The sequence below is a fragment of the Paenibacillus rhizovicinus genome (assembly GCF_010365285.1).
GTDB lineage: Bacteria > Bacillota > Bacilli > Paenibacillales > Paenibacillaceae > Paenibacillus_Z > Paenibacillus_Z rhizovicinus.
This window is the reverse complement of record NZ_CP048286.1, coordinates 217,142-241,183: the sequence shown is the minus strand read 5'-3', so window position 1 is coordinate 241,183 and position 24,042 is coordinate 217,142. Positions and strand designations below refer to the sequence as shown.

18 protein-coding genes are annotated in these 24,042 nt (G+C 55.5%); 14 read left to right on the top strand and 4 right to left on the bottom strand.

The features are described from left to right. The first annotated feature begins 82 nt into the window (after positions 1-82). Positions 83-1,516 carry a DHA2 family efflux MFS transporter permease subunit gene (locus tag GZH47_RS00980; RefSeq protein WP_162645013.1) on the top strand — a complete coding sequence of 478 codons (1,434 nt, stop codon included), beginning with the start codon at positions 83-85 and terminating at the stop codon, positions 1,514-1,516. Positions 1,517-1,664: 148 nt separating this feature from the next. On the opposite strand, the gene GZH47_RS00975 is transcribed toward GZH47_RS00980, so the two are convergent. The 3 genes from GZH47_RS00975 to GZH47_RS00965 are packed head-to-tail and all read right to left on the bottom strand — an operon-like array spanning position 1,665 to position 5,377. Beyond that, the gene (locus GZH47_RS00975; protein WP_162638112.1) at positions 1,665-2,810 is read right to left on the bottom strand and encodes a Ger(x)C family spore germination protein; all 1,146 of its coding nucleotides are present in this window, start codon (positions 2,808-2,810) and stop codon (positions 1,665-1,667) included. A gap of 14 nt (positions 2,811-2,824) precedes the next feature. After that, entirely contained in the window at positions 2,825-4,279 is a 1,455-nt protein-coding gene (locus GZH47_RS00970; protein WP_162638111.1) for a spore germination protein, read from the bottom strand. 6 nt (positions 4,280-4,285) lie between these two features. Next, positions 4,286-5,377: a GerAB/ArcD/ProY family transporter gene (locus GZH47_RS00965; RefSeq protein ID WP_162638110.1), complete on the bottom strand. Its 1,092-nt coding sequence runs from the start codon at positions 5,375-5,377 to the stop codon at positions 4,286-4,288. 210 nt (positions 5,378-5,587) lie between these two features. Between GZH47_RS00965 and GZH47_RS00960 the strand changes: the two genes are divergently transcribed. The 3 genes from GZH47_RS00960 (at position 5,588) to GZH47_RS00950 (ending at position 8,552) form a co-directional block, all read left to right on the top strand. After that, positions 5,588-5,938: an ATP-binding cassette domain-containing protein gene (locus tag GZH47_RS00960; protein ID WP_162645012.1), complete on the top strand. Its 351-nt coding sequence runs from the start codon at positions 5,588-5,590 to the stop codon at positions 5,936-5,938. An 89-nt stretch (positions 5,939-6,027) separates the two neighbouring features. Then, complete coding sequence (locus tag GZH47_RS00955) at positions 6,028-7,875, top strand: S9 family peptidase (RefSeq protein WP_162638109.1); 1,848 nt, start codon at positions 6,028-6,030, stop codon at positions 7,873-7,875. Positions 7,876-7,910: 35 nt separating this feature from the next. Further along, positions 7,911-8,552, top strand: a complete 642-nt coding sequence (locus GZH47_RS00950) for an HAD family hydrolase (protein ID WP_162638108.1) — start codon at positions 7,911-7,913, stop codon at positions 8,550-8,552. A gap of 102 nt (positions 8,553-8,654) precedes the next feature. Here the strand turns inward: GZH47_RS00950 and GZH47_RS00945 are convergent, their stop codons facing one another. Further along, entirely contained in the window at positions 8,655-9,056 is a 402-nt protein-coding gene (locus GZH47_RS00945) for a hypothetical protein (protein WP_162638107.1), read from the bottom strand. A gap of 210 nt (positions 9,057-9,266) precedes the next feature. Here GZH47_RS00945 and GZH47_RS00940 point away from each other — a divergent pair, with 210 nt between their 5' ends. The 10 genes from GZH47_RS00940 (at position 9,267) to GZH47_RS00895 (ending at position 23,898) form a co-directional block, all read left to right on the top strand. Beyond that, complete coding sequence (locus GZH47_RS00940; protein WP_162638106.1) at positions 9,267-10,064, top strand: class I SAM-dependent DNA methyltransferase; 798 nt, start codon at positions 9,267-9,269, stop codon at positions 10,062-10,064. 241 nt (positions 10,065-10,305) lie between these two features. After that, a complete protein-coding gene (locus GZH47_RS00935; protein ID WP_192043572.1) occupies positions 10,306-11,430 on the top strand; it encodes an ABC transporter ATP-binding protein in 1,125 nt (374 codons plus the stop codon). After that, a complete protein-coding gene (locus GZH47_RS00930) occupies positions 11,427-14,390 on the top strand; it encodes an extracellular solute-binding protein (RefSeq protein WP_162638105.1) in 2,964 nt (987 codons plus the stop codon). Before GZH47_RS00935 ends, GZH47_RS00930 begins: the two co-directional genes overlap by 4 nt. Beyond that, positions 14,387-15,355, top strand: coding sequence for a carbohydrate ABC transporter permease (locus GZH47_RS00925; RefSeq protein WP_225446310.1), 969 nt, complete (start codon positions 14,387-14,389; stop codon positions 15,353-15,355). Before GZH47_RS00930 ends, GZH47_RS00925 begins: the two co-directional genes overlap by 4 nt. A 4-nt stretch (positions 15,356-15,359) precedes the next feature. Then, entirely contained in the window at positions 15,360-16,217 is an 858-nt protein-coding gene (locus GZH47_RS00920) for a carbohydrate ABC transporter permease (RefSeq protein ID WP_162638104.1), read from the top strand. Positions 16,218-16,243: 26 nt separating this feature from the next. Then, entirely contained in the window at positions 16,244-18,259 is a 2,016-nt protein-coding gene (locus GZH47_RS00915) for a YIP1 family protein (RefSeq protein ID WP_162638103.1), read from the top strand. Positions 18,260-18,314: 55 nt separating this feature from the next. Then, the gene (locus tag GZH47_RS00910; RefSeq protein WP_162638102.1) at positions 18,315-20,477 is read left to right on the top strand and encodes a DUF5696 domain-containing protein; all 2,163 of its coding nucleotides are present in this window, start codon (positions 18,315-18,317) and stop codon (positions 20,475-20,477) included. Further along, positions 20,474-21,370, top strand: coding sequence for a carbohydrate ABC transporter permease (locus tag GZH47_RS00905; protein ID WP_225446309.1), 897 nt, complete (start codon positions 20,474-20,476; stop codon positions 21,368-21,370). The genes GZH47_RS00910 and GZH47_RS00905 overlap by 4 nt, the downstream gene beginning before the upstream one ends. After that, complete coding sequence (locus tag GZH47_RS00900; protein ID WP_162638101.1) at positions 21,367-22,344, top strand: carbohydrate ABC transporter permease; 978 nt, start codon at positions 21,367-21,369, stop codon at positions 22,342-22,344. The genes GZH47_RS00905 and GZH47_RS00900 overlap by 4 nt, the downstream gene beginning before the upstream one ends. 120 nt (positions 22,345-22,464) lie before the next feature. Beyond that, entirely contained in the window at positions 22,465-23,898 is a 1,434-nt protein-coding gene (locus tag GZH47_RS00895; protein WP_162638100.1) for an ABC transporter substrate-binding protein, read from the top strand. The last annotated feature ends 144 nt before the right edge of the window (positions 23,899-24,042 follow it).

The window sequence follows — 24,042 nt, the reverse complement described above, 5'->3', positions numbered from 1 at the left end:
GATATATATTCTATTCATTTATTGGGGGAATCGCTCAGTGAATTCAGAAGATCAACAGGCACAGATTCGGTTTTGGCCGATCATGATCGCCATATTCGTAGGCTCTTTCGTCTGCGTTCTGGCGTCCAGCACGATCAACGTGGCACTGCCGGTGCTGCAAAAGCATTTTGATACGACGCTTGGTTCCATTCAATGGACATTGACTGGTTTCATGCTGGCGATGGGCACGATCGCGCCGATCGTCGGTTACCTGGGGGAAAGGTTCAGTTACAAACGGTTGTTCCTCGTTTCGCTGATCGGCTTCACGTTGTCGTCCGCCCTCTGCGCGGCTGCGTGGGACGAATACTCCTTGATCGCTTTCCGGATCCTGCAAGGCATATTCAGCGGTCTTATTCTGCCGACAACGATGGCTATCATCTACCAGGTCGTACCGCGGGAAAGACAGCCGATGGCAATCGCGCTATGGGCGCTGTCCTCGATGCTTGCTCCGGCATTCGGCCCGACGTTCGCCGGCTGGCTGCTGCAGGAATTCGACTGGCAGTGGCTGTTCCTCATTAACATTCCGGTCGGCATCATCGGCGCCGTTCTCGTTGCCGCGTTCATTCCTTATTATCGCTTGAGCGTGCCGAAGAATTTCGACGGCCTCGGCTTCGTTACCGTTATCGTCGGCAGCTCGTCGTTGCTGCTTGCGCTCGGTGAAGGGCAGAAGTGGGGCTGGAGCTCTGCCAAAATCATTTCGCTGCTCGTCCTCGGCATCGTAGCCATCTTCGCGTTCGTCTGGCGGGAGCTAACCGCGAAATCGCCGCTACTTAACCTTCGGGTATTCGCGAACGGACGGTATACGTTGAATACGATCATTGTGATTATATTGACGATCAGCCTCTACTCGGGTACGTTCCTGACGCCTGTGTTCTTGCAGCAAATCCAGCAAGTGTCCACGATGGATACAGGGCTGATCCTGCTGCCGGCATCGCTCGTCATGGCGCTGATCATGCCGATCATCGGCAAGCTTTACTCCTCCATCGGTCCGCGCGTGCTCATGTGCATCGGAATCGTCCTGCTCGCAGTAGGCACGTTCATGCTGAGCTCGCTCAGCATCGACGTCAGTCACAGCTATATCGTTTGGTGGATGCTCGTTCGTAACCTCGGCATTTCTTTCGTTATGATGCCGGCGAGCAACGCGTCGATGGAGACGGTTCCGCGCGACCTGTCCGGTCACGCATCTTCGATCTCGAACTGGACGCGCAACGTGTTCGGCTCGTTCGCGATCGCGATCTTCACGGCGATGCTCTCGTCGCGCGGCGCCCATCACGGCAAAGCGCTGGCACTGGCCGGAGACACGGACGCGAACCACATTCAGATGCAGGCGTTCACGATGAGCGTCAACGACGTCTATTTGCTCGCGACATTCGTAGTCGCGGTCGCATTACCGCTTGCGCTATTCGTCAACACGGTCAAGCGATCGAAGCAAGCGGAACAAGCAAGCCCAACGACGTCTGCGACCCAATCCACGTAACTGCCGAAAACCAAAACCTCGATCCATACCGCGACCGCTTGCCTGTGTCTAACAGGCGAGCGGTCGTTTTTTTTTGCGTCGGCGCTAGACAACGAGACCGAGCAAATCAATTAGTAGTCGAACAGTAGTCGAATAGTAGTCGAACAATCTAATAACCTTTCAATCGTCCCGTGCTCGTTACGAAGACGCTGACGTTGACGTTGCGCAAGGATTTCGCTTCCAGGAAATAGGGATCCCCGGAGGATAGGCGTTTGAAGACGGCAGGGTGCTTGCGGTACAGCGCCTCCTCCAATTGGAACGGATCGCTTCGCTTGGCGAGCCCGTTTCGGAACGTCGCGCGGATTTCGTTCTCGATAACGGCCGCAGCCTTGTTTTCCAGCTCGCGGATTGCAATCTCTCTCGTTTGCTCGTAGACGATGCCGCTGACCTTGACGGCAAGATCGAAATACGCGCCGCTTTTGTCCACGACCGGTTTTATCGACATGTGCGGATGCTTCATCATGATGACGGCGTTCAAAGTGCCGCCGATCGGGACTTGAAGCGGCGTTTGTGCCAACTTGCTTTTCGACCACCGGATGCCTTTCAGTTCCTTCAGGGACATCCAGCTTTTGACGCGATCCTGCTGGAAGAAATAGGCCCCGGACAAATCGAACATGCTCTTGCTCTTCTTGTCTTCATGCCAGTTGTTCCGGGCCAGCGCAATGGACGGTATGTAGCCGGGACTTCCCGGCTCGTTCAGATTCGCCACGGTATGGTTTCCGTTGACGGGCAGCAAGTAGGCTTTCTGGCTGCTGAGCTGCGCGCCCGTGAACATGATCGTATCGAGCGGAGACAAGTTGAACATGGACGTCTGCGTCAGAATGTCCATCATCTTCTCTTTGGTGCCGTAGACGAGGGTATTATACCGAACCTCGCGGTAACGGCTGAGGGTATTACAAATTTCCCGGACACCGTGTTTCAGCAGGTTCTCCGTCACGATCACTACCTTGAGATGCCCCCAGAACAACGGAAGCTGCGAGGTCGTGTTAATGTCCGTAAGCGATCCCGCGAACGTTTGCCCGTCGCCGACGCCTATCCAGATGGGCACGGGCGTACCAAGCTGCGCGTTCTCGGAATGGGCGATGTTCGAGAAATTCAACACTTGCACGTACGAGACGTATTTCCCGTTCTTGTAATCGGCTCCGATCGCCGTCACGTAGGCCAAATTCTGAATATCCCGCGCGCTTCCGCATCCAGGGAGGCAGAGGAGGGCGGCTATCAAGCTGCAAGCTCCGATCATGCGCAGGGTCCTCATTACGCTTCACTCCCTTACCGGTCTTCATCTCGGGGATTCAAACTCCCGGGCCGCTTCTTCATCATAAAAAAGGGGATGCGCAGAAACGAGGCGGCGACATCCCGGAAGCGCAGCGGCGATAACGGAGCGAGGTAGTTGACGCCGAACGATTTCTGGCTCGACATATAACCGATGAACAGAACGATCCCTAGAATGACGCCATACATGCCGAGGTAACAAGATAAAATGTAGAAAAACAGCCTCAGGATGCTGACGATCGAGCTCAGCGACTGATTGACCAGCGTCACGCTCGATACGGCGGTGATGGCGCCGATGACGACGACCGAGGGAGAGACGAGCCCCGCCCGAATGGCCGCATCTCCGATGATCAAGCCGCCGATGGACGTCAGCGTCTGTCCGATCGCGGTGGGCAGGCGCACGCCGGCTTCCCGGAAGATCTCGAGCAGCATGAGCAGAATGAACATCTCGATCTGCGAAGAGAACGGCAAGCCCAGACGCGATACGGAGATGGTGGCCATAATCCGGAACGGGATTTGGTCTTGGTGAAACGCCATGAGCGCCACCCATATCCCTGGCAGGAAGATGGACAGGAACAAGCTGAACACGCGGATCATGCGGGCGAACGAGACATACATGTAGTTGAAATGAATGTCTTCCGGCGATTTCAACAGCAAGCTTAGGCCTGCGGGACCTATGAGGACGAGCGGATTGCCGTCCACGATGATGAGAAACCGTCCCGACAGCAGGGAATTGACGCAATAATCGGGGCGGCCCGTGTAATCGAGCAGCGGCAGCAGCTTAAGCCTGGATCCGGTCAACGCTTCTTCCAATTGATTGATGCTGTAGATGCCGTCCGTGTCGATCGCCTTCAGGCGGTTACGAACATCCTCGAGAATTTTGGGATTGAGGATATCGGCGAAATAGAGCAGCGCTAGCTTGGTCTTCGTGCGCCTGCCTAGCGTGAACTCCTGCACGTGCAGCGAGTGGCTGCGGATGCGCTTCCGAATCAAGGCCACGTTCGTGTGAAGATCTTCAATGAAGCCGTCCTTCGGCCCTTTGATCGAAATTTCCGTATTGGATTCGTCGGGCGTGCGCTGCGGCCGATTCGAGATGCCCATGCTGCAGAAGCGCTCGTCTTCCATGAAGTAGAGCAGCAAATCGCCTTTGAAGATATACTCGTCCAACACGTCGACCGTTACCGGCCCTTGAAGGGGAACCAGGGAGAGTTCGGAGATTAACCGTTCGTTCGGAGTCAGGTCCGAATGCGGGTAGCCTTGCCGGTTGAGTACGGGCAGCACGACTTTATGAATAAGGTCGGAGTCGCATAAACCGACGACATAAATCAGCATGGCGGACGCCGTGCCATCGTCGTCGAATCGGCAGGGCACGATCATCACGTCCGAAGATTCGCCGTAATATTCGGTGAATCGGTTCAGCGTCCAGGCGTCATTGCGTTCCGACGCGGTCATCGGGCGTCATCCTTCCTTCGGCAATGGTTTGGCGAACATGGCGATACCCATCCAGAGGATCGATAGCGTAAACAGGATGAAGAAGGCGATCGGCATGTAATCGTGGTACATCCAGCGGTAAAACGAGTAGTCGTTGATTGGTACGAGCGAAATCGCGATATAGCTGAGCAGAAGGACGGCAATGGCCCACTGCCGGTGCAGCTTCTTCCGGAGAGGAAGCACGTCGACAAGCAAATAAACGGCGATGCTTATGCGTATGCAGGCACCCGATAGCCATTGGAAAATAGAGAAGAAATCGACATGCTCGACATACTCGCCGATCTTCACGAGCCGCCATTGTTCATATGGCGACGTCATCTGGTTGGCAGCCTCGCCCGGACCGAACTCCGTGATCGCGCCGATGACGGGACCGAGCATGAGCATGATGGTGAACAAGCTGTAGAGCATCAATTGCCACCATTTCACGCTTCGCGTCAGTCGATGCTGGAGAAGCACGAGCAGCGCAGCTTCCGCGAAGCCGCTTGCGGCATAGAGAATTCCGTTCGCCACCGGCGCCCACCCCGTCTCCAGTACGGGAAATAGAAGGCGATGGTCTTTCTGCGGGACGTTGAAGACGCTCACGAAGACGCCGAGCACGCATACCAGCGGCAGCAGAATGCCCGCCGTGATCGCGATGGTCCGCAGTCCCCACAACGCCAGAATGAGGCAAATGGTCGCCAGCGCGAGGACGAGAACCATGCCCGACGTAGCGGGCAGATAATTGGTCGCGTTCCATTTAACGGTGTTGACGACGGTCGTGGCGCCGATTCCGTACAGGACAATGACGACCGGTATCGTCAGAAGCCAGGACAAGGCGGGATGCGTCTGCTTCGCGACCAAACGCTGCCAGGGCTGCCGGCCGAATCTTCGCATGATCCAATAAAGCAGCGAGCTCCAGACGACGAATAGGCTTCCGGTGACGATGACCGTGATCCATGCATCCCTGCCCGAAGCATCGAGCAGCATCGGATTGACGACGACATGATCCACGAGCCCGTTCATTAAGGCGAAGATCATGAATAACTGCGCGATGTTGATTTTACCTTTCGATTCGTTCACGGATCGGACATCCTTTGGTGGTCATATATAAGTTCGCCGTTTTATTCATGCCATCTATTGGGATGAATTATGCGCGATCGCGGATGTTAGCCGTTGCGAATGCCGGATAAGTCTTCGTACGAGGAGACACTCGGCTTCCGTTTGCAAAATTCGGCAAGACAAAAGAGGGATTATTTTCCTTTTACCGAATTGTTGTAGTCTGAGGATTTCATAGCCCTACTGTCCGGCGGCGAGGCGCAGAAGGTGGCGATCGCTCGGGTGCTGTACAAGAATTGCCGGATCATCGTGCTGGACGAACCATCCAGCGCCTTGGACCCGATCAGCGAGTACAACATGAACGAGGCGATCCTGAAGGAAGCCGGCAACAAGACCGTGGTCTTCATCTCCCACCGGCTGTCCACCACGCGCATGGCCGATACCATCTACATGATCGAGGATGGACGGATCATCGAACAGGGAAGCCACAAGGATTTAATGGAACTGAATGGCAAGTATGCGTATATGTTCAATTTGCAGGCTGAACGGTACCGCAGCCCCAAAACAGCGCAAGCAGGGGCTTGAAGCGATGCGAAGATGACAATGAAGAGCAATCATGCCGCCAATCGAACAAGGAATGCTGGTATCAATCAACGCTAAAGGAGCAGGTATTCATGAACGGTTCTGCATCGGAAGTCCGTTTGATCCCGAGAGAAATCCTATTCGGCAATACGGACAAAACGCAAACTCAGCTATCTCCGGATGGCGCGTATATTTCGTATCTGGCTCCGGTTGAAGGCGTCCAAAACATCTGGATCTGGCCTATCGGAGGGCATGCGCGAGAGCCGGTTACCTATGACCGCGAACGAGGCATCCGTTGGTATTTCTGGGGTTACGACAGCAAGCATCTCCTCTACCTGCAAGATGCCGGAGGCAACGAAAATTGGCGGCTCTATTCCGTGAATTTGGAGGGAAAGGAAACAATCGACCTGACGCCGTTCGAGAACGTGCAAGCGCACGTCATCCATACGAGCAAGCATCATCCCGACGAGCTAATCATCTTGCTGAATAAGGAAAACGAGGCCGCTCACGACGTTTATCGCCTTGCGATATCAACCGGAGCATTAACGCTTATCGCCGAAAACCCCGGCAACATTCTCGGCTGGGTGGTAGATGCCGATTTGCAAGTGCGTGGGGCGTGCGCCGCCGCGCCGGAAGGCGGAATAGACCTGTTAGTCCGCGATGACGAGCGCTCCGATTGGAGAACAATCGTGTCGTGGGACAGCGAGGACGCCCTGTCGAGCGGACCGATCGGCTTCGCCAAAGACGGCGGAGAGCTGTACGTCATCGATTCGAGAAATTCGAATTCGGGCCGTCTGGTACGCATGAATACGCGGGACGGGTCATATCGCGTACTGGCGGAGGACCCGCAATACGACGTTGGAGAAGTGATGATCGATCCCGATACTTACGAGGTTCAGGCAGTTTCGTACTTCAGGGAACGCAAACAATGGACCGTGCTGGCTGCGGAGGTTGAAGAGGATTTTGCGGCGATTCGCAATCTGCATGATGGAGATTTCCAGTTAAGCAGCTGGGATCTTGAGAACCGCATGTGGCTGATTACATTCCAATCCGACAAGGAGTCGTCCGTTTACTACACCTACGACAGGCAGTCCCGAACGGGAACGTTCCTGTTTCATGCCGATCCGGTCCTGGCGGAGTTCGAACTGGCGCCGATGGAACCGATATCCTTTACATCGCGGGACGGACTAACGATTCACGGCTACATCACGTTTCCGCCAAGACGGCGCGAGGGCGTCCCGATGGTTCTGAACGTGCACGGCGGACCGTGGGGGAGGGACCGCTGGGGTTTTCAATCGGAACATCAGTGGCTGGCAAACCGAGGCTACGCCTGCCTATCGGTCAACTTCAGGGGCTCGACGGGATACGGTAAAGCCTTTCTCAACGCAGGCAATAAAGAATGGGCAGGCGCCATGCATAACGATCTCGTGGATGCCGTCGAATGGGCCGTGCGGATGGGATACGCGAATCCGGATCGCGTGGCCATCTACGGTACATCTTATGGCGGATATGCGGCACTGGTCGGGGCGACGTTCACGCCGGAACTTTTCTGCTGCGCAGTGGACGTGGTCGGCCCGAGCAGCCTGGTCACGTTCATTCGCTCCGTTCCGCCGTATTGGGCGCCGATGCTTGCCATTCTTCACGAAAGGGTGGGAAACCCCGATCTGGAGGAAGCGTTCCTCCGATCCAGGTCTCCGTTATTTAAAACCGATCAGATCCGAATTCCGCTGCTGATCGCCCAAGGCGGCAATGACCCGAGAGTGAAGCAAAGCGAATCGGAACAAATCGTCGACGCGCTAAGGGCGAGGGGACTGGATCATGAATATTTGCTCTTCCCGGACGAAGGTCACGGTTTCGTCAAACCGCAGAACCGATTGAGGTTCTATGAAGCGGCCGAGAGATTTCTCGCCAGGCACTTGGGTGACGCGAATGAGGTCTAGTTAGGTTGACGCAGCTGACAAAGGAGAGAGAAACGATGAAAAAGTACATCCTCTTCGATCATGATGGCGTGCTTGTCGATACGGAATACTGGTATTACAAAGCAGGCGAAAGAGCTCTGGCTGACATTGGATTTACATTGGATAAAAATCAATATCTCCGCGACATGACTCAGTCATTGGGCACGTGGTCACAAGCCAAGGCGGCAGGAATTGATGAACAGACCATCAGCAAGCAGCGCGAGGTTCGCAACGCCTATTATCAGGAATATCTAAGAACGGAAGCCATCGAAATCGAAGGCGTAGTCGAAACGCTGGCCGAATTGTCAAAGCACGTCCGCATGGCCATCGTGACGACTGCAAAACGCGCGGATTTTGAACTTATTCATCAAGAGCGCCAGATTAGACGATTCATGGAATTCGTCCTTGTTCGCGAAGACTACGAGCGTTCCAAGCCTCACCCGGAGCCATACTTGACCGGCCTGCGGCGATTCGGAGCTGCCAAAGAAGAGACCCTGGTCGTAGAGGATTCCAACAGAGGGTTGAATTCGGCCGTGGCGGCCGGTATTGACTGTGCCATTGTCCATAACGACTTTACTCAAACGCATGATTTCTCGCAGGCCAGCTATCGAATCAAGACGCTGATCGAACTGAAGGACATTATCCTGAATGTCACCTGACGCGATATCGGCGGATGATTCATTCAAGAAACAAAAAATCCTAAGGATGACTTTGATCAAAGTCGTACTTAGGATTTTTGCGGTGCATCATCATCTGCAATTTTACTCTTTATCGATTGCTGTGATCGTGTCTTCTTTGTACTGATATTTTACTTTCGTGCCTTTTTCCCATTGAGATACCTTGTCGGCAAGCTCCGCGCTGACCTTGTAAGTAAGAGGACCTACGCCGGTTTCGATTTCGACGGTCTTGTCCGCATTGATGGCGTTGAATACAGCTTCTACCTCGGTAGGAGCGTTGTCTTCCGACACCGCTTCGTTGGCCGACGACCCGTTGTTTGCCGCAGCCGAGTTATCACCTGTGTTGTCTCCGGCGGCGTTGGTCGATGCGTTCACCGCAGAATTATCAACGCTATTGCTGTTGCTGCTGCCGCACGCCGTTCCAAGAATAGCTAATGAGAGTACAATAGCAGCAAGGGACAGGTTCTTGACGAATTTATTTTTCATGATTTCACCTCCAGCGAGGTTAAACGCCACGCAGTAGGAAAAGTTTCGTAAATCATTTGTAAATAATTTGTAAATCTAACGTGAAAGTAAGGAAGAGAACTGAGAAATGAAGTTTCATTGGCGAGGTTGTTGGAGAAGAAAGGGCATTAGTCCCGCAAATCGGAATAATATAAAGCGAGAAAGAACGAGAGCGGAAGGAGGTCATTAGATATGCAACAACCTCAAATATGGCACTATGGCCTTGTCGCGCGGGCGCATGCCGAATTGTGGACGGAAGTAGGTCCAGAAGCAGCGTACTACAAGGCACTGATCGAGACGTCCGGACAACCTGCACTTGATCTGGGCTGCGGCAGTGGACGCTTGCTGCTCAACTTATTGCAGGCTGGTCTGGATGTGGATGGCTGCGACTATTCGGAGGATATGCTTGCAGTCTGCCAAGAGCGAGCAGCAATGCAAGGCCTTTCGCCCAGGCTATATGCGCAGGCTATGCACGAGCTGGATCTGCCCCGCCGCTACAGGACGATATTTGCCAACGGAGTGATCGGACTCGGCGGAGAGCATCGTCTGACGATGCAGGCCATGCAGTGCTGTCATGAGCATCTCCGTCCAGGCGGCACGTTCGCGTTTAATTATTCGGCGCGATGGAACGATTCGCCCGCTTGGCTGGCGAGGTTGGCCGAGTACAGGCGGGCTGAACCCGAGGCATGGCCTGCATCCAGTGAGCGGCACCTTCTGGCTGACGGCACGGAGCTGGAAATAGCTGCCCGGTCACTTGAGACAGATCCCTTGGAGAACGTTGCCACCCGTCAGATGCGACTTCGGCTGTGGCATGAAGGAAAGCTTATCAAAGAGGAAGTTCAAACGCAAAGATTGGATGACTATACGAAGAACGAGCTGGTATTGATGCTTGAGCGCGCAGGCTTCAGCGACATACAAATCTTCGGTGATTTCAGCGACGAACCAGCTGCCGCAGACCACCATGAACTGATCTTTATCTGCCGAAAATAGCGCCAATTTTGATTTGTTGTACACATCGCAGAGACGTACACCTATAAAGAGCTTGCCATTGTTCAATGGTTAAGCTCTTTTTTTGCGCATTCATTTCAATTTGGCCATTGAAGCCGGTTCGTTCAAGGAAGCTAAATTATTACTCTAAAAGTTAAATCTCCCTTATTATTGTCACGCCGCCTTTACGATACCATGAATTCAAGCAAGCCGTAGAAGAGTAAACGCGAAAGGTGAGGTTTCGGTGGGAAGAATTATGTTCAACCACGTCTTCAAGAGATACAAGGGCGAGTCCCGCCCGGCTGTGAACGATTTTCACCTGTCCATTGAAGAAGGAGAATTTCTCGTGCTGGTCGGGCCTTCCGGCTGCGGCAAGTCGACGACGCTGCGCATGCTGGCAGGCCTCGAAGAGATCAGCAGCGGAGAGCTGTATATCGACGATAAGTATGTCAATTACGTCTCTCCCAAGGATCGGGATATCGCGATGGTGTTTCAGAATTACGCTTTGTACCCGAACATGACGGTATTCGAGAATATCGCGCTCGGCCTCAAACTGCGCAAGACAGCCAAATACGAAATCGACCTGAGGGTCAACCGAGTCACCAAGATCTTGGAAATCTCGCATCTGCTCGACCGCAATCCGAGCCAATTATCCGGCGGACAGAAGCAGCGGGTCGCCTTGGGACGCGCGATCGCCCGAGAACCGCAAGTGTTCCTGATGGACGAACCGTTATCCAATTTGGATGCCAAGCTGAGAGCGCAAACAAGGGCGGAGATCATCAAGCTGCAAAGCGATTTGAAGCGGACGACGGTCTACGTTACCCACGATCAAGTAGAAGCGATGACGATGGGAACGCGGATCGTCGTCATGAAGGACGGGGTTATCCAGCAGGTGGCGCCGCCGTGGCAATTGTATAACGAGCCCGCCAACCTGTTCGTCGCCGGTTTCATCGGCTCGCCGCAAATGAACTTTATCCCGGGTAACGTGATTCGGGATGAAGGCCGCTTCTACTTTACGAACCGGCGGATGAAGCTGCTGCTTCCGGAGAAGTTCGATGTCCGCTTCGAGCGAATGACGAGACAAGTGCGAAACGTCGTGCTCGGCGTGAGGCCCGAGCATGTCGTGCTGCGGCAGGAACTGCCGGCGGAAGGCGAAGAGGGCTTCGTTCCCTCGATCGTGCTCATGACAGAAGTGACGGGCGCCGATTCCTACGTTCATGCCGCGTTCGGAGAGACCAAGATCATCGCGCGTACCGATCCGGAGGTCATCTACAGAACCGACGATTCGGTGGTCGTCGGCTTCAATCCCGACAAGCTCCACTTCTTCGACGAGAATACGGGCGCGGCGGTCGGAGGAGATGAGGGATGAGCTTTTATCGTCTCTATCGCGGCTCCAAGTCCGCTCGAATCGGGTTCCGGCTCGTTCTGATCCTTGCGCTCTTATTCGGCGCTATTCATTGGCTATCCAGCAAGGACACCGTCATCTACGCTTCGAATGCCGACGCTTCTGCATTATTGAATTTCAAAGAGAAGAGCGCCGAGCCGTCTTATGCCATGGCGATGCTCGATCATCCCGAAGCAGCAGCGGAGGCAGCGAAAGCGAAGCCGATCCCGATCATTCCGGCCGATTACGCGCAGGCTGATCCGATCGCAGAGCTGGAGACGGGCCAAGCGGATGGCGAATTGGATTGGAACAGCGAATCCGGCTGGGTGGAATGGAAATTCGAAGCTCCGCAAGCCGGCTGGTACGAGCTTCATCTGGAATACAAGCCGCTTCCGGGCGGCAAGGTTTCCATTGTCCGGGGGGTTCAGATCGACGGGAGCTATCCTTACCTCGAATCGGAGCATCTGGAGCTGGAGCGGCAATGGAAGGACGCCAAATATCCGTACGACCGCAACGAGATCGGCATGCAGGTGCGTCCGCAGCAGACCGAGCTAAGCGGATGGGCGGACAAAGCGCTGAGTGATTATTCGGTCTCGTCCAGACCGTTGTTGTACCGTCTGGAGCAAGGAGAACATACGCTGCGGCTTGTCGGCGAGAGAGAACCGGTCGCGCTGCGCGCCATTTCGTTCCAACCGCAGGCGCCGATCGCCTCCTACGAGGAATACGCGGCATCCCAGCCGGCCGCCGCCTCCGAAGCCAGCTGGTACGCGATGACCGAAGCGGAGCAGTTTCAGCGCAAATCGAGTCTGACCATCCAGACGGACCATTGGGCGGAGCCCTACATCTCGCCGGATCCAGAAGGCCGGGTCACGTACAACGTGCTTGGAGGGAACCAATGGAAAAATCCGGGCGAATGGGTCGAGTGGCAGATGGCGGTGCCGAGCGACGGCTGGTACGAGCTTGATCTGAAAAACTTCCAAAATTACCGTCCGGGCTTCAAAGCCTACCGCACCATCGAGATCGACGGCCAAACGCCGTTCAAGGAATTGCTTCATTACGGTTTCGATTACCATAAGGAATTCGAGATCACGACGCTGGCGGATTCGCAAGGCAAGCCTTATCGGTTCTATCTGCGGAAGGGGACGCACGCGATCCGCATGACCGCGGATTCCTCGGTACTGGAGCCGATTAACCTGGCTTTGCAGGATACGCTCTCGCAGCTGGCCGACTATGACCGGCATATCCGCCTCATCACGGGCAACTACAGCAAGTCGGCTTTCGATGCGAACATCGATTCCACGCGCACTTGGGATATGGTCAAGTACGATCCCGACGTAGCCGCGAAGCTTCAAGGCTTCATTCGAAGACTGACCGACATTCGGGATTACATCAACGGCGTGAACGGCCGGAGCTCCGATTTGTCGCAGGCAATCGAGACGTCGATCGACATGCTGAACGATATGTTAACGGACGTGAACGAGGTTCCGAACAAGATCAACGACTTCTCGACCATTCAGAGCAATATCGGCACCTGGATGTCTACGTTGACGCAAGAACCGCTGCTATTCGACTTTGCAGTCGTCCGTACGCCAGGTACGAAGACCGGATTGAAGGTGCCGACGGCACTGGCGAGAATTCCCTATGCGCTCAAGGACTTCGGACGCTCCTTCTTCATGGATTACGATCTAAGCAAGGACAACGAGGACGGCGCTCTGACGATTTGGATTCAGCGGGGTCGCGATTATGCCGATCTGCTGCGCGAGCTGGTCGATCAGGACTTCACGCCGAAGACCGGCATTAAGGTCAACATCAACCTGATGCCGAATCCGAACATGCTCGTGCTGGGCAACGCGGCCGGCGACGTTCCGGACGTCGCGCTCGGCATCGGCGAGTCGACGCCGGCCGATTATGCGATGCGCAGCGCGGTGGAGGATCTCTCCAAGTATCCCGGATTCGACGACGTTTCGAAACGGTTCATCCCCGGCGTCGAGCGGGCTCTGTCGTATAACGGCGGAACGTACGGGCTTCCGGAAGTGCAGAACTTCCAGATGCTGTTCTACCGGACGGACGTCCTGGACAACTTGCACCTGAAGGTTCCCGATACGTGGGACGACGTCTTCGATATTCTGCCGACGCTGCAGGAGAACGGAATGACGATCAATTTCCCGAAAGCCGACTTCTCGACCTTGTTCTTCGAGAACGGCGCCGAGCCGTATTCGCCGGACGGATTGCGGGCCACCTTGACCAGCGAGGCCGGGTTGAAGTCGTTCAAGCAATGGACGGACCTGTATACGAAGTACAACTTGCCGATCGACATTCCGGCGTTCTTCCAACATTTCCGCGACGGGGATATTCCGATCGGGGTCGCCGACTTCAACACGTACGTGCAATTGCTGGTCGCCGCCCCGGAGATTACCGGACATTGGAAAATCGCGCCGCTTCCGGGCGTCCCGCAAGCAGACGGAGAGGTGGCCCGTTGGTCGCAGCAAGGACTGTCCGCCGCGATGATCATGAAGAAGAGCGAGCACAAGGACCAAGCATGGCAGTTCCTCCAATGGTGGACCTCGGCCGGCGTCCAAGCCCAGTACGCCAATGACATCGAATCGTTCTACGGGATGGAATTCCGATGGAACACGGCGAACGTCGAGGCGATGAAATCGCTGAGCTGGCCGAGCGACGACCTGAAGGCGATCCGGGAGCAGGCCCGCTGGGCGAAAAACATGCCGGTCGTGCCGGGCTATTACTTCCTTGGCCGGGAAATGGATTTCGCCTGGAACCGTACGGTGTTCGACAACATGCCTGCCGAGGAATCGCTGGAGGAAGCAGAACTGTCGCTCCAGCGCGAGATGAACCTCCGTCAGAACGACTTCGGCATCAAGAGCAACGCGGACTTGCGCGTGCCGCAAATCGTGAAACCTTTTCAATGGGAGGAGGCAAGTAGATGAGAACAGAGCTGTCTCCCGAGTTGAGGACGAGACGATCAAGTAACGTACTGTTGAAATTGAACCGCTTCCTGGCGGATATCCGGCGCGACGCGTTCTGTTATCTCTTCCTGGCGCCGTTCCTGATTTGCTTCATCGTCTTTATCGTCGTCCCGGTGGTCATGGCCGCAACGCTCGGCTTCACTTCCTACAACGGCTTCGGATCGCTGCATTTCATCGGCTTCGATAACTACATCGCGCTGTTCACGCAGGATATCATCTTCCTGACGAAAGCCTTGCCGAATACGTTCCTGTTCGCGCTGATCGTCGGACCTGGAGGCTATGCGCTCTCGTTCCTGTTCGCTTGGCTGATCCATCAGCTGCCGATCAAAATCCGGGATTATTACACGTTAGCCTTCTACGCGCCTTCGATGGCCGGCGCCGTGGCGCTATCCGTCGTGTGGATCGCCGCCTTCAGCGGCGACCGCGTAGGCTACGTCAATCATCTGCTGCTCTCGATGGGCTGGATCGACGGGCCGGTCGTTTGGCTGCAGGACCCGAAATATCTGATGAAAATCATGATCGGGGTCTCCTTATGGGTGAGCTTCAGCGTCGGCTTCCTCGCCATGCTGGCAGGACTGCAGACGGTCAATAGGGAGCTGTACGAGGCCGGTCGCATCGACGGCATCTCGAACCGGCTGCAAGAGGTATTCTATATTACCATTCCATCGATGAAGCCGCAGATGCTGTTCAGCGCCGTCATGACGATCGTCTCCACGCTGAAGGCCGGCAGCATCTCGACGCAATTGACAGGGATGGCGATCACTCCCCAATATGCGGGGCATCTCATTATCAACCACATCGACGATTACGCGTTTATTCGCTTCGAGCTGGGCTACGCTTCATCGATCGCGGTCATGCTGCTGATCGTCAGCTACTTTGCCATGCGGTTCGCCTATCGGCTGTTCGATTCAAAGGAGGAGCTGTAGAACGATGATTCGCAGACTTCGCAGAACGTCGCCGTTTCAAATCATTCTTATCGTCGTCTTTACCGCGCTTGCGGCTTTTATGTCGCTGCCGATCGTTTTCATTCTGAATCATGCCTTCAAACCGCAAAACGAGCTGTTCTTGTTCCCGCCGCGATTCTTCGTGCAGCATCCGACGTTCGCTAATTTCGAGGCGCTCTTCCTGCATGCGGCGAACGCGACGGTTCCGTTCACGCGCTACCTCTTCAACAGCTTGGTCGTGGCGGCGATGACGCTGACCAGCGTGATCGTTGTCAGCACGATGGCGGCATACGTGATCGCCAAACGCAGCTTTCATTTCAAGCATCTGATCATGGCCATGATTACGTTGTCGCTCATGTTCGCGCCGGAGACGGTTTCGATCCCGCGTTATCTGATCATCAGCGGAATCGGTCTGAACAACACCTATTTCGGGCATGTGCTGCCCGCCCTGGCCTCGCCGGTCGCGGTGTTCATGCTCGTCGGGTTCATCGCGCAAATTCCGAACGACTTGATCGAAGCGGCCAAAATCGACGGTTCGAGCCATTTCGGCATTTTCATCCGGTTGGTGCTGCCCCTGTCCGTGCCCGCTATTGCGACAATCGCCATTTTCACGTTCCAGGGGGTGTGGGGAGATGTGGAGACATCCACCTTGTTCATGCAGAAGGAGACGATGAGAACGCTCGCCTTCTATGTGAACAGCTTGCTCAGCGGTCTGCAGAACAACGTGGCCGGCCAGAATATGGCGGCAGCCGCGGGCTTGCTGATGTTCATTCCGAACCTGATCATCTTTCTGCTCTTCCAGCGGAAAGTGCTTGAGACGATGGTCCATTCCGGAATCAAGTAATTTCATCTGTAAAGGAAGTCGGAACGATGAAGAAATGGATTACGTTACTGCTGGCGTTCGCGGCGTTCATGCTTGCCGCTCCCGGTACGATGTACGCGCAGCTCCCCTATACGACGACTTATTATGACAGCAATCAAGCGGATTGGTTCCGCATCCAGCCGATCTACACGCCGGCGGATGCGTATACCGCGCACTTCGGAGAGCCGGTCGACCTGCAAGTAGGCCCGGATGATCGGGTTTACGTCGCGGATAAAGAACGGAATCAAATCGTCGTGCTGAACAATGACGGCACGCTGCTGCGAACGATCGGCGACGAGAAGGGGCTTGGACAGCTCGATTCGCCGGAAGGCGTCTTCGTTACGCCGGACGGCAGCGTGTACGTGGCCGATTCCGGCAATCAGCGAATCGCCGTATTCGACACGAACGGGAAGTTTGCCCGCGAATACAAGAAGCCGGATACGAACTTGCTGGCGACCGAGCAATTCGTGCCGAACAAGCTTGTCGTCGATCGCCGCGGCGTCATGTATATCGCGTTGAACGCCTCCTATCAGGGGCTTGTGCGTTTGAACGAACAAGGGGAATTCATGGGTTACTTCGGCGCCAACAAGGCGGAGCAGACGCTGCTGAACTGGTTGAAGAAGCACATGCTAAACAAGGAGCAATTGGCGAAGGAGAAAGCGAGTTTGCCGCGGCCGATCACGAATGTGTCCATGGATAAGGATGGGTTTATCTATACGGCGACGGCGGGCGACTTCGGCCAAGGAGCCGTCCGCAAGTTGAACGCCGGAGGCGTGGACGCCTTCAAGAACAAAACGCTGGAGCATGGCCACGGGATCGTGGACGTCGCGATCGACGCGGACGGCTTCCTGTACAACGTCGATCTGGAATCCATGCGAATCAATTTGTACGACCGGACCGGCAAAGCGTTGTTCTCGTTCGGTTTAGTCGACAAAGACACGCAGCAATACGGCGTTCTCGGCTTTCCGACCGGAGTCGGCGTGGATTCGCATAATTCCATCTGGATCTCCGACAGCCGCACCAAGACCTTGCACAAGTACGTTCGAACCGCGTTCGGCAGCGACGTGCTCCAAGCGCTGGTACTCTACGCGGACGGCAAATACGAAGAGAGCAAGACGTACTGGGAACGGGTTTATTCCCGCAACGATATGTACAACGGGACCTTCCAAGGCTTGGGGAAAGTGTATCTGCACGAGAACGATAACAAGACGGCGCTGAAGTTTATGAAGATGGCTTACGACACTGAAGACTATTCCAAGGCGTTCTGGCAGATTCGTCTGGAGTGGCTTCAGAACCACTTCGTCGCGCTGGCCCTTTGGCTGGCGGGGCTGTGGGCCTTCGTCCATTTCGGCTGGAAGGGCGTACGCAAACTGCTGAAGAGGCGGCCTCTGCCATTGACCTGGAATAAGCCGCTGATGGATTTAAGGAGTTTCGGTTACACCATGCTTCATCCGTACCAGGGCTTTTATCGCTTGAAGGAAGCGAGAGTCGCGCCATGGATCACGATCACGCTCCTGGCGGCGATCGTCGCAACCAAGCTGGCGTCCTTGTACGGGACCGGATTTCTGTTCCATCCGGTCAATCTGGCCACGATCAACCTGCGCAACGAGCTCGGACTGTTCGTCCTTCCGTGGGTGACCTGGATTATCGCGAATTATCTGGTATGCAGCGTCAAGGATGGCGAAGGCAGGCTGAGAGAAGTCATCCAGGGCAGCACGTACGCGCTCGCGCCTTACTTGTTCTTCAGCATCCCTATGATCCTGCTGTCCAATATCGTCACGTTGGAAGAGAAGGTGATCCTCGGTTCTCTGCACTCGGTGATGGTGCTGTGGCTCGTCGTCATGTTCTTCGTCATGACGCAGGTCATTCATAATTTCGATTTCGTGGAGACGATCAAGAACTCGGCCATTACCGTGTTCGCGATCGGAACGATCTGGCTGTTCGGATTCCTTATCTTCGGACTGACCTATAACCTATACGACTTTTTCTATCAGTTTTACAAAGAGGTGAGTTTCTATCATTAACGTTATCCGGCGCTTATCCCTTCGCGTAAAGCTGATTGCCGCCTTCGTCGCGGTCGTGTTCCTTCTGCTGTTGATCGTGCTGTCCCGAGGCGGCCAGCCGACCGCCGCGCAGACGTTCGCCGAAGCCGGCATCGATGCGGCGGAGCCCGTTCATGCGCCATTGTATTCCGGCGAACGGTGGAAACCTGCCCCGGACGCGGCAGGATACGCGCTTGTCGCCGCGAACGATAAGTTCCGCTTGTTCGTTCGCCCGGACAATTTGCAAATCGCCGTAGACGAGATCGGTTCCGGCTACCGGTGGACCAGCAATCCGATCGGGGAGCAATTAGCCAAGGAGACCGTCAAGGGACAGCTGCTGTCCAATCTGAAGTCGCCGTTCACGCTCACCTACGTCAAGACGGGCGGAACGGATCAGACCGTCCGCGGGGTACTGAACGGAGAGAGTCCCGGGACCGAGACGGTCATGACCCAATCCGCCGACGGCCTGCAGGTCGTTTATAGCTTCCCGGAGCAGAAGCTCGGCTTCGCGATCCAATACGAACTGACGGAAGGCGGACTGAAGGTCCGCGTGCCGGCGAACGGCATTCGGGAAGAGGGAGACTATTCGTTCTTCTCCCTCGACATTCTGCCTTACTTCGGCGCCGCCGCGGCGAACGAGGACGGGTATCTGTTCGTGCCGGACGGTCCGGGCGGGCTCATTAACTTCAACGTCGCCCATGCGGACATCTCGCGAGGTTATATCCATCAGGTCTATGGGACGGAGGTATCCAATTCGAGCAACTGGATGCGCTCGGGAGAGCGGCGGGAAGATATCGCGTATCCCGTGTTCGGCATGAAGCGAGGGGAGCACGCATACCTCGCGATTCTGACCGAGGGCGATGATTCCGCCAATATCGCCGCGATGGCGCCGGGTGCCAAATCCTCCTTCTTCAACATTTATTCCAGCCAGATCTACCGCGAGGAATATCTGTACCAGATGAGCCGGCTGGCTGCGCCGACCAAGGCGATTCAGAAGCAGCGTCTGGATCGGGACCGCGAGCTGGAATATCGCTTTCTGAGCGGGAAGGATGCCGGCTACGTCGGAATGGCCGACGCCTATCGCGATTATTTGACGGAAGCAGGACAGCTGAAGTCGCCATTGAAACCCGTCGATCATGTTCCGCTGTATCTGAAGATCATGGGCGGCAACTTCGAGAAAGCCTACGGACGGGTGAAATACGTAGCCGCTACGACATTCCCGCAAGCGACGGATATCGTGGAGCGCTTGCGGGGTCAGGGCGTCGCGAACGCCAAAGTCATCTACTACGGCTGGCAGAATCAAGGGGATTACGATATGGAGAAGCGCTTCCCGATAGAATCGGCGCTTGGCGGCGAGTCCGCGGCGAAGAAGTTCGTGGCGAAGATGAAGGAGGAAGGCACGGACGTGCTCTTCCAGGACGACTTCCTGTGGGTCGACGAACATTCGGCCACCTCGGGCAAAAACTATGCCATCCGCTCGATCGCCGGAACCGCCTTCATCGATGAAGGCTGGTATCTCTCAAAGCCGGTGCTGACCGTGTCGAACGCCGTCAAGACGATCGACAAGCTGAAGAGCATCGGCGTGTCCGGAATCCATTACAGCGGAATCGGCGAGATGCTGTTCAACGACTACGAGCCTTCGGGCATCGTAACCCGCCAATATACCAAGGAAGTCTATGATGGCCTGCTGGCTTATACGAGGCAGGCGCTCGGTTCGGCCGGCGTCTACAGGGGCAACGCCTACTCAGTCGGGGATACGGATTATATCGATGCCTTACCCGACGATTCGAGCCATGATTTCATGGTCGACGAGACCGTTCCGTTCTACCCGATCGTGCTGCATGGCTATGTTCCTTATTCCTTTACCGAAGGCAATCTGCGGGACGATATGGAGACCGAATTTCTCCGCGGCATCGAATACGGGGCCGTTCCTTCGTTCTTCGTCACCCATGACGACTCCCGCAAGCTGCTCGAAACGGAATCCAACTTCCTGTACAGCAGCCAGTTCGGGAAATGGGAGAGCCGGATCGTGGACGAATACGGCAAGTTCGACGCGCTCGCCGGCGTATTCGCGCAAGAGATCGTCGATCACGAGAAGCTGTCCGCGAATCGGTATGCAACGACCTACGAGGACGGAACGAAAGTGATCGTCGATTACGGAACCAAATCGTTCGAGGTTACGAAGGGAGGAGGCGCATGAGCAAGTTGAACGCGTACAAGAGGCAGGCGCGCCTCTATCACTCGCAGCGCTACGGGATCGGCATGCTGTTCATGCTGCCGTGGCTGATCGGCTTCGGCGTGTTCGTCGCCATCCCGGTCGGCTGGTCGCTGTTCATGTCCTTCCATAAGGTTTCCGTCGTTCCGGGCGGATTCAAATACGTCTGGCTGGGCTGGCAAAATTATCGCGATGCCTTCGTGAAGGATAATGTATTCCCGATCGAGCTGATTACGTATTTCGAGCAGATGCTGCTGATGGTTCCCATCATCGTTATTTTCGCCTTGCTCATCTCGCTCATGTTGAATCAGCGGTTCCCCGGCAGATTCCTGTATCGCGCGCTGTTCTTCCTGCCCGTTATCTTCGCGACCGGCCAGGTGCTGACCGAGTTGTTCAATCAAGGGGCGGGGGACATCCCGTTCCTCGATCAGTATAACTTGGAGCCGATCGTCCGGGAGTATATCGGAGCCGAATTCGCCAAGACCGTCATGAACGTGCTAGGCATCGTCATTCTCATCCTGTGGTACTCCGGCGTACAGATTCTTATCTTCATCGCGGGTTTTCAAACGATATCGGCTTCGATCTACGAGGCGGTCCGGATCGACGGGGCGTCGCCTTGGGACAGCTTCTGGAAAATCACGCTTCCGGCCTGCGTGCCGTTCATCAGCCTGAACATGCTGTACACGATTATCGATCTGTTCACGTTCCCGCTCAATCCGGTGCTGAAGCACGTCAAGGACAACATGTTCAAGATCGATACCGGTTATGGCTACGCCAGCGCGCTGGCATGGATTTACTTCGCATTCATCTTCGTGCTGATCGCTCTTGTCCTATGGTTGTTCGAACGGAGCATGAAGACTAGGAGGGCTCGAACATGAGCAACGGATTATGGACAGAGAAGGCAAGAGCCCAGTTAAGAGGGCTGCTCTGGAGCCGCGAAACCCAGAAGGTGAAGCATGTGGTGCTGGGCCGCAACCTGTCGGACGGCTTGCTCGCGAAGCTGATTCTCTATTTCTTGCTATCGATCGTCGCTTATCTGTATTTGCAGCCCTTGCTCTACATGATCAGCACGATGTTCAAAAACATGAGCGATTTGCTTGATCCGACCGTCAAATGGATTCCCCGTCAGATCACCTGGGAGAATTTATCCAAGGCATACGAGGGGCTGCGGTATCCTGCGGCGCTGCGCAACACGGCGATGATCGCCGTAAGCTGCTCGGTTGCGCAGGTGATGATCTGCGCGATGACGGGCTACGCGCTGGCCCGTCTGGCCGTGCCGTTCAAAGGTCTCATCACGGCGTTCGTCATTCTGACGTTCCTCATTCCGCCGCAGATCATCATCATTCCGCTTTACGTCATCTTCAGCAAGCTCAGCCTGCTCAATACGATCTTCGTCTTCCTCGTTCCGGCGATCTTCGGACAGGGATTGAAGGGGGCGCTGTTCATTCTGATTTTCAGGCAGTTCTTCAATGCCCAGCCGCAAAGCCTGGAGGAGGCGGCGAAGCTCGACGGCGCTTCAACGTTCCGGCTGTTCTTCGGCATCATGCTGCCGCTCGCGCGTTCCGCCTGCCTGGTCGTGTTCCTGTTCTCGTTCATCTGGTATTGGAACATGTACTACGAACCGTCGATGTTTCTCGCCAAAGGGTTCACGCCGTTGTCGATCCGCCTGGACAATCTCGAGGACGTGCTTAATCCGTCGCTGCTCGGCCATACCGATTCCGTCCGCAATCCGGTCACGGAAAGCACGAAGATGGCCGGAGCGTTTCTGATTATTCTGCCGCCCATTCTGATCTTCATGTTCTTGCAGCGTTGGTTCGTAACCGGCATCGAGCGGACCGGGGTCGTGGAATAAGAAGAGCGAATCGCAATGAAGGGAGTGATGCCCGGACAGAGAAGGGCTGCATGCTTGGGAAGCGCATTGGCTTGGACACGAATTGCGGGAAGGCAAACAAATCAGGGGAGGAAACACCGAATGAAAACCAAACGCATGAGTACGTTGGCGCTGAGCAGCGTCCTGGCATTATCCTTCATGCTGACCGCTTGCGGCAGCGAAAGCAACAACAACAACACTAGCAGTAACACGAACGGCAGCACGAACACGAACAAGGGCAACGGAAATGCAGCGGCTGCGGGCGGCGAGAACAAGAACGCCGATGACGCCGCGAACGCCGCGGCCAACCAGCCGTCAACTGCCGAGAATGATCCCGTTACCTTGAAGTTCATCTCGTGGAAGAACGGAGCCTATAATCAGCTGTACGATATGTTCCATAAGAAGTATCCTTGGATCACGATCGAGGAAGTCCCCGTTAACGGCCAGCCGGTCATGCAGGTCATCGCCGCTCTCGAGGCTGCCGGAACGCCGGCGGACGTAACGGAGATCGATACCGACTTGATCTCGTTCGACCAAGGAGGCTTGGTCGAGGACTTGACGCCTTACATCGATTCGAGCCCGATATTCCAAGAGACGACGCTCCCGCAAGGCTTCTTCGATACGATGACGTATAAGAACAAGAAGCTCGCCGTTCCGATGGTCGACGTGCCGATGTGGGTGCTGGTCAACAAGGACCTGCTGGCCAAGCATGGCGTGGATATGCCGGGCAACGACTGGACCTACGACGATTTCCGCGACATCGCGAAGCAAATTACCGACCCGGACGCCGGAGAATATGGCGTAACGACCCAACCCGAGATTCAAATGCGGCTGCTGAGCACCAAAGCCATTGCCGACGGACACGCGTCCAACCTGCAGTATATGAACGAGGATCTTACGCAAAGCGTCATGTCCACGCCGGGCGTGATGGACGATATCAAATGGCTGCACGAGTTCGTGACGAAGGACGGCTCGATGCAAAGCAACGCGGCCGCCGAGGCTTCCGGCAACGTCACGAAAGACTTCCTCAACGGCAAGACGGGCTTCGCGATCGGCGGCGACTGGGTGCTGCCGGACTTGAAGAAGAAGGCGCAATTCAACTGGGACGTTCTTCCGTTCCCGAAAGGCACGTCCAGCCAGCCGGGCTACTCGATCTACGGGCCGCTCTCGCTGCTTGCCGGTTCGAAGCACAAGAACGAAGCGTTCCTGTGGCTCAGCTTCCAATTTACGAAGGAAGCGCAGAAGTGGAAGATCGATCAAGGCGCGAACGCATCCGTTATCGATCCGGAGTTGACCGCGTACTACGATCAAGCTCCGATCTGGCAGGGCAAGAACATCGAAGCGGTCAAAATCGCGCAGAAGAATGCGAAGATTCAACCGGGCGTTACCGTTCCTGCCTGGGGCGATTACAACTGGAACAATATTTTGAACGACGTGATCTTCGGCGACCGCAACATCAACGACGTCATTCCGGAGACGGAAGCTTGGAACAAGAAGACCAAAGAATTGCAAGCATCGACAGGCGCGGCTCAATAAACACACCATCGGCGGAGACTGTCCGGGACGAATTGTCCCGGCGGTCTCTTTTGTCATTCGCTTGGCATCCCGCGTTTGCAAGCCGCAGAAAAAGGAAAAAAATCCCGATTGTACAAAAATGTCTGGTTTTGTTTTGGATCGTCT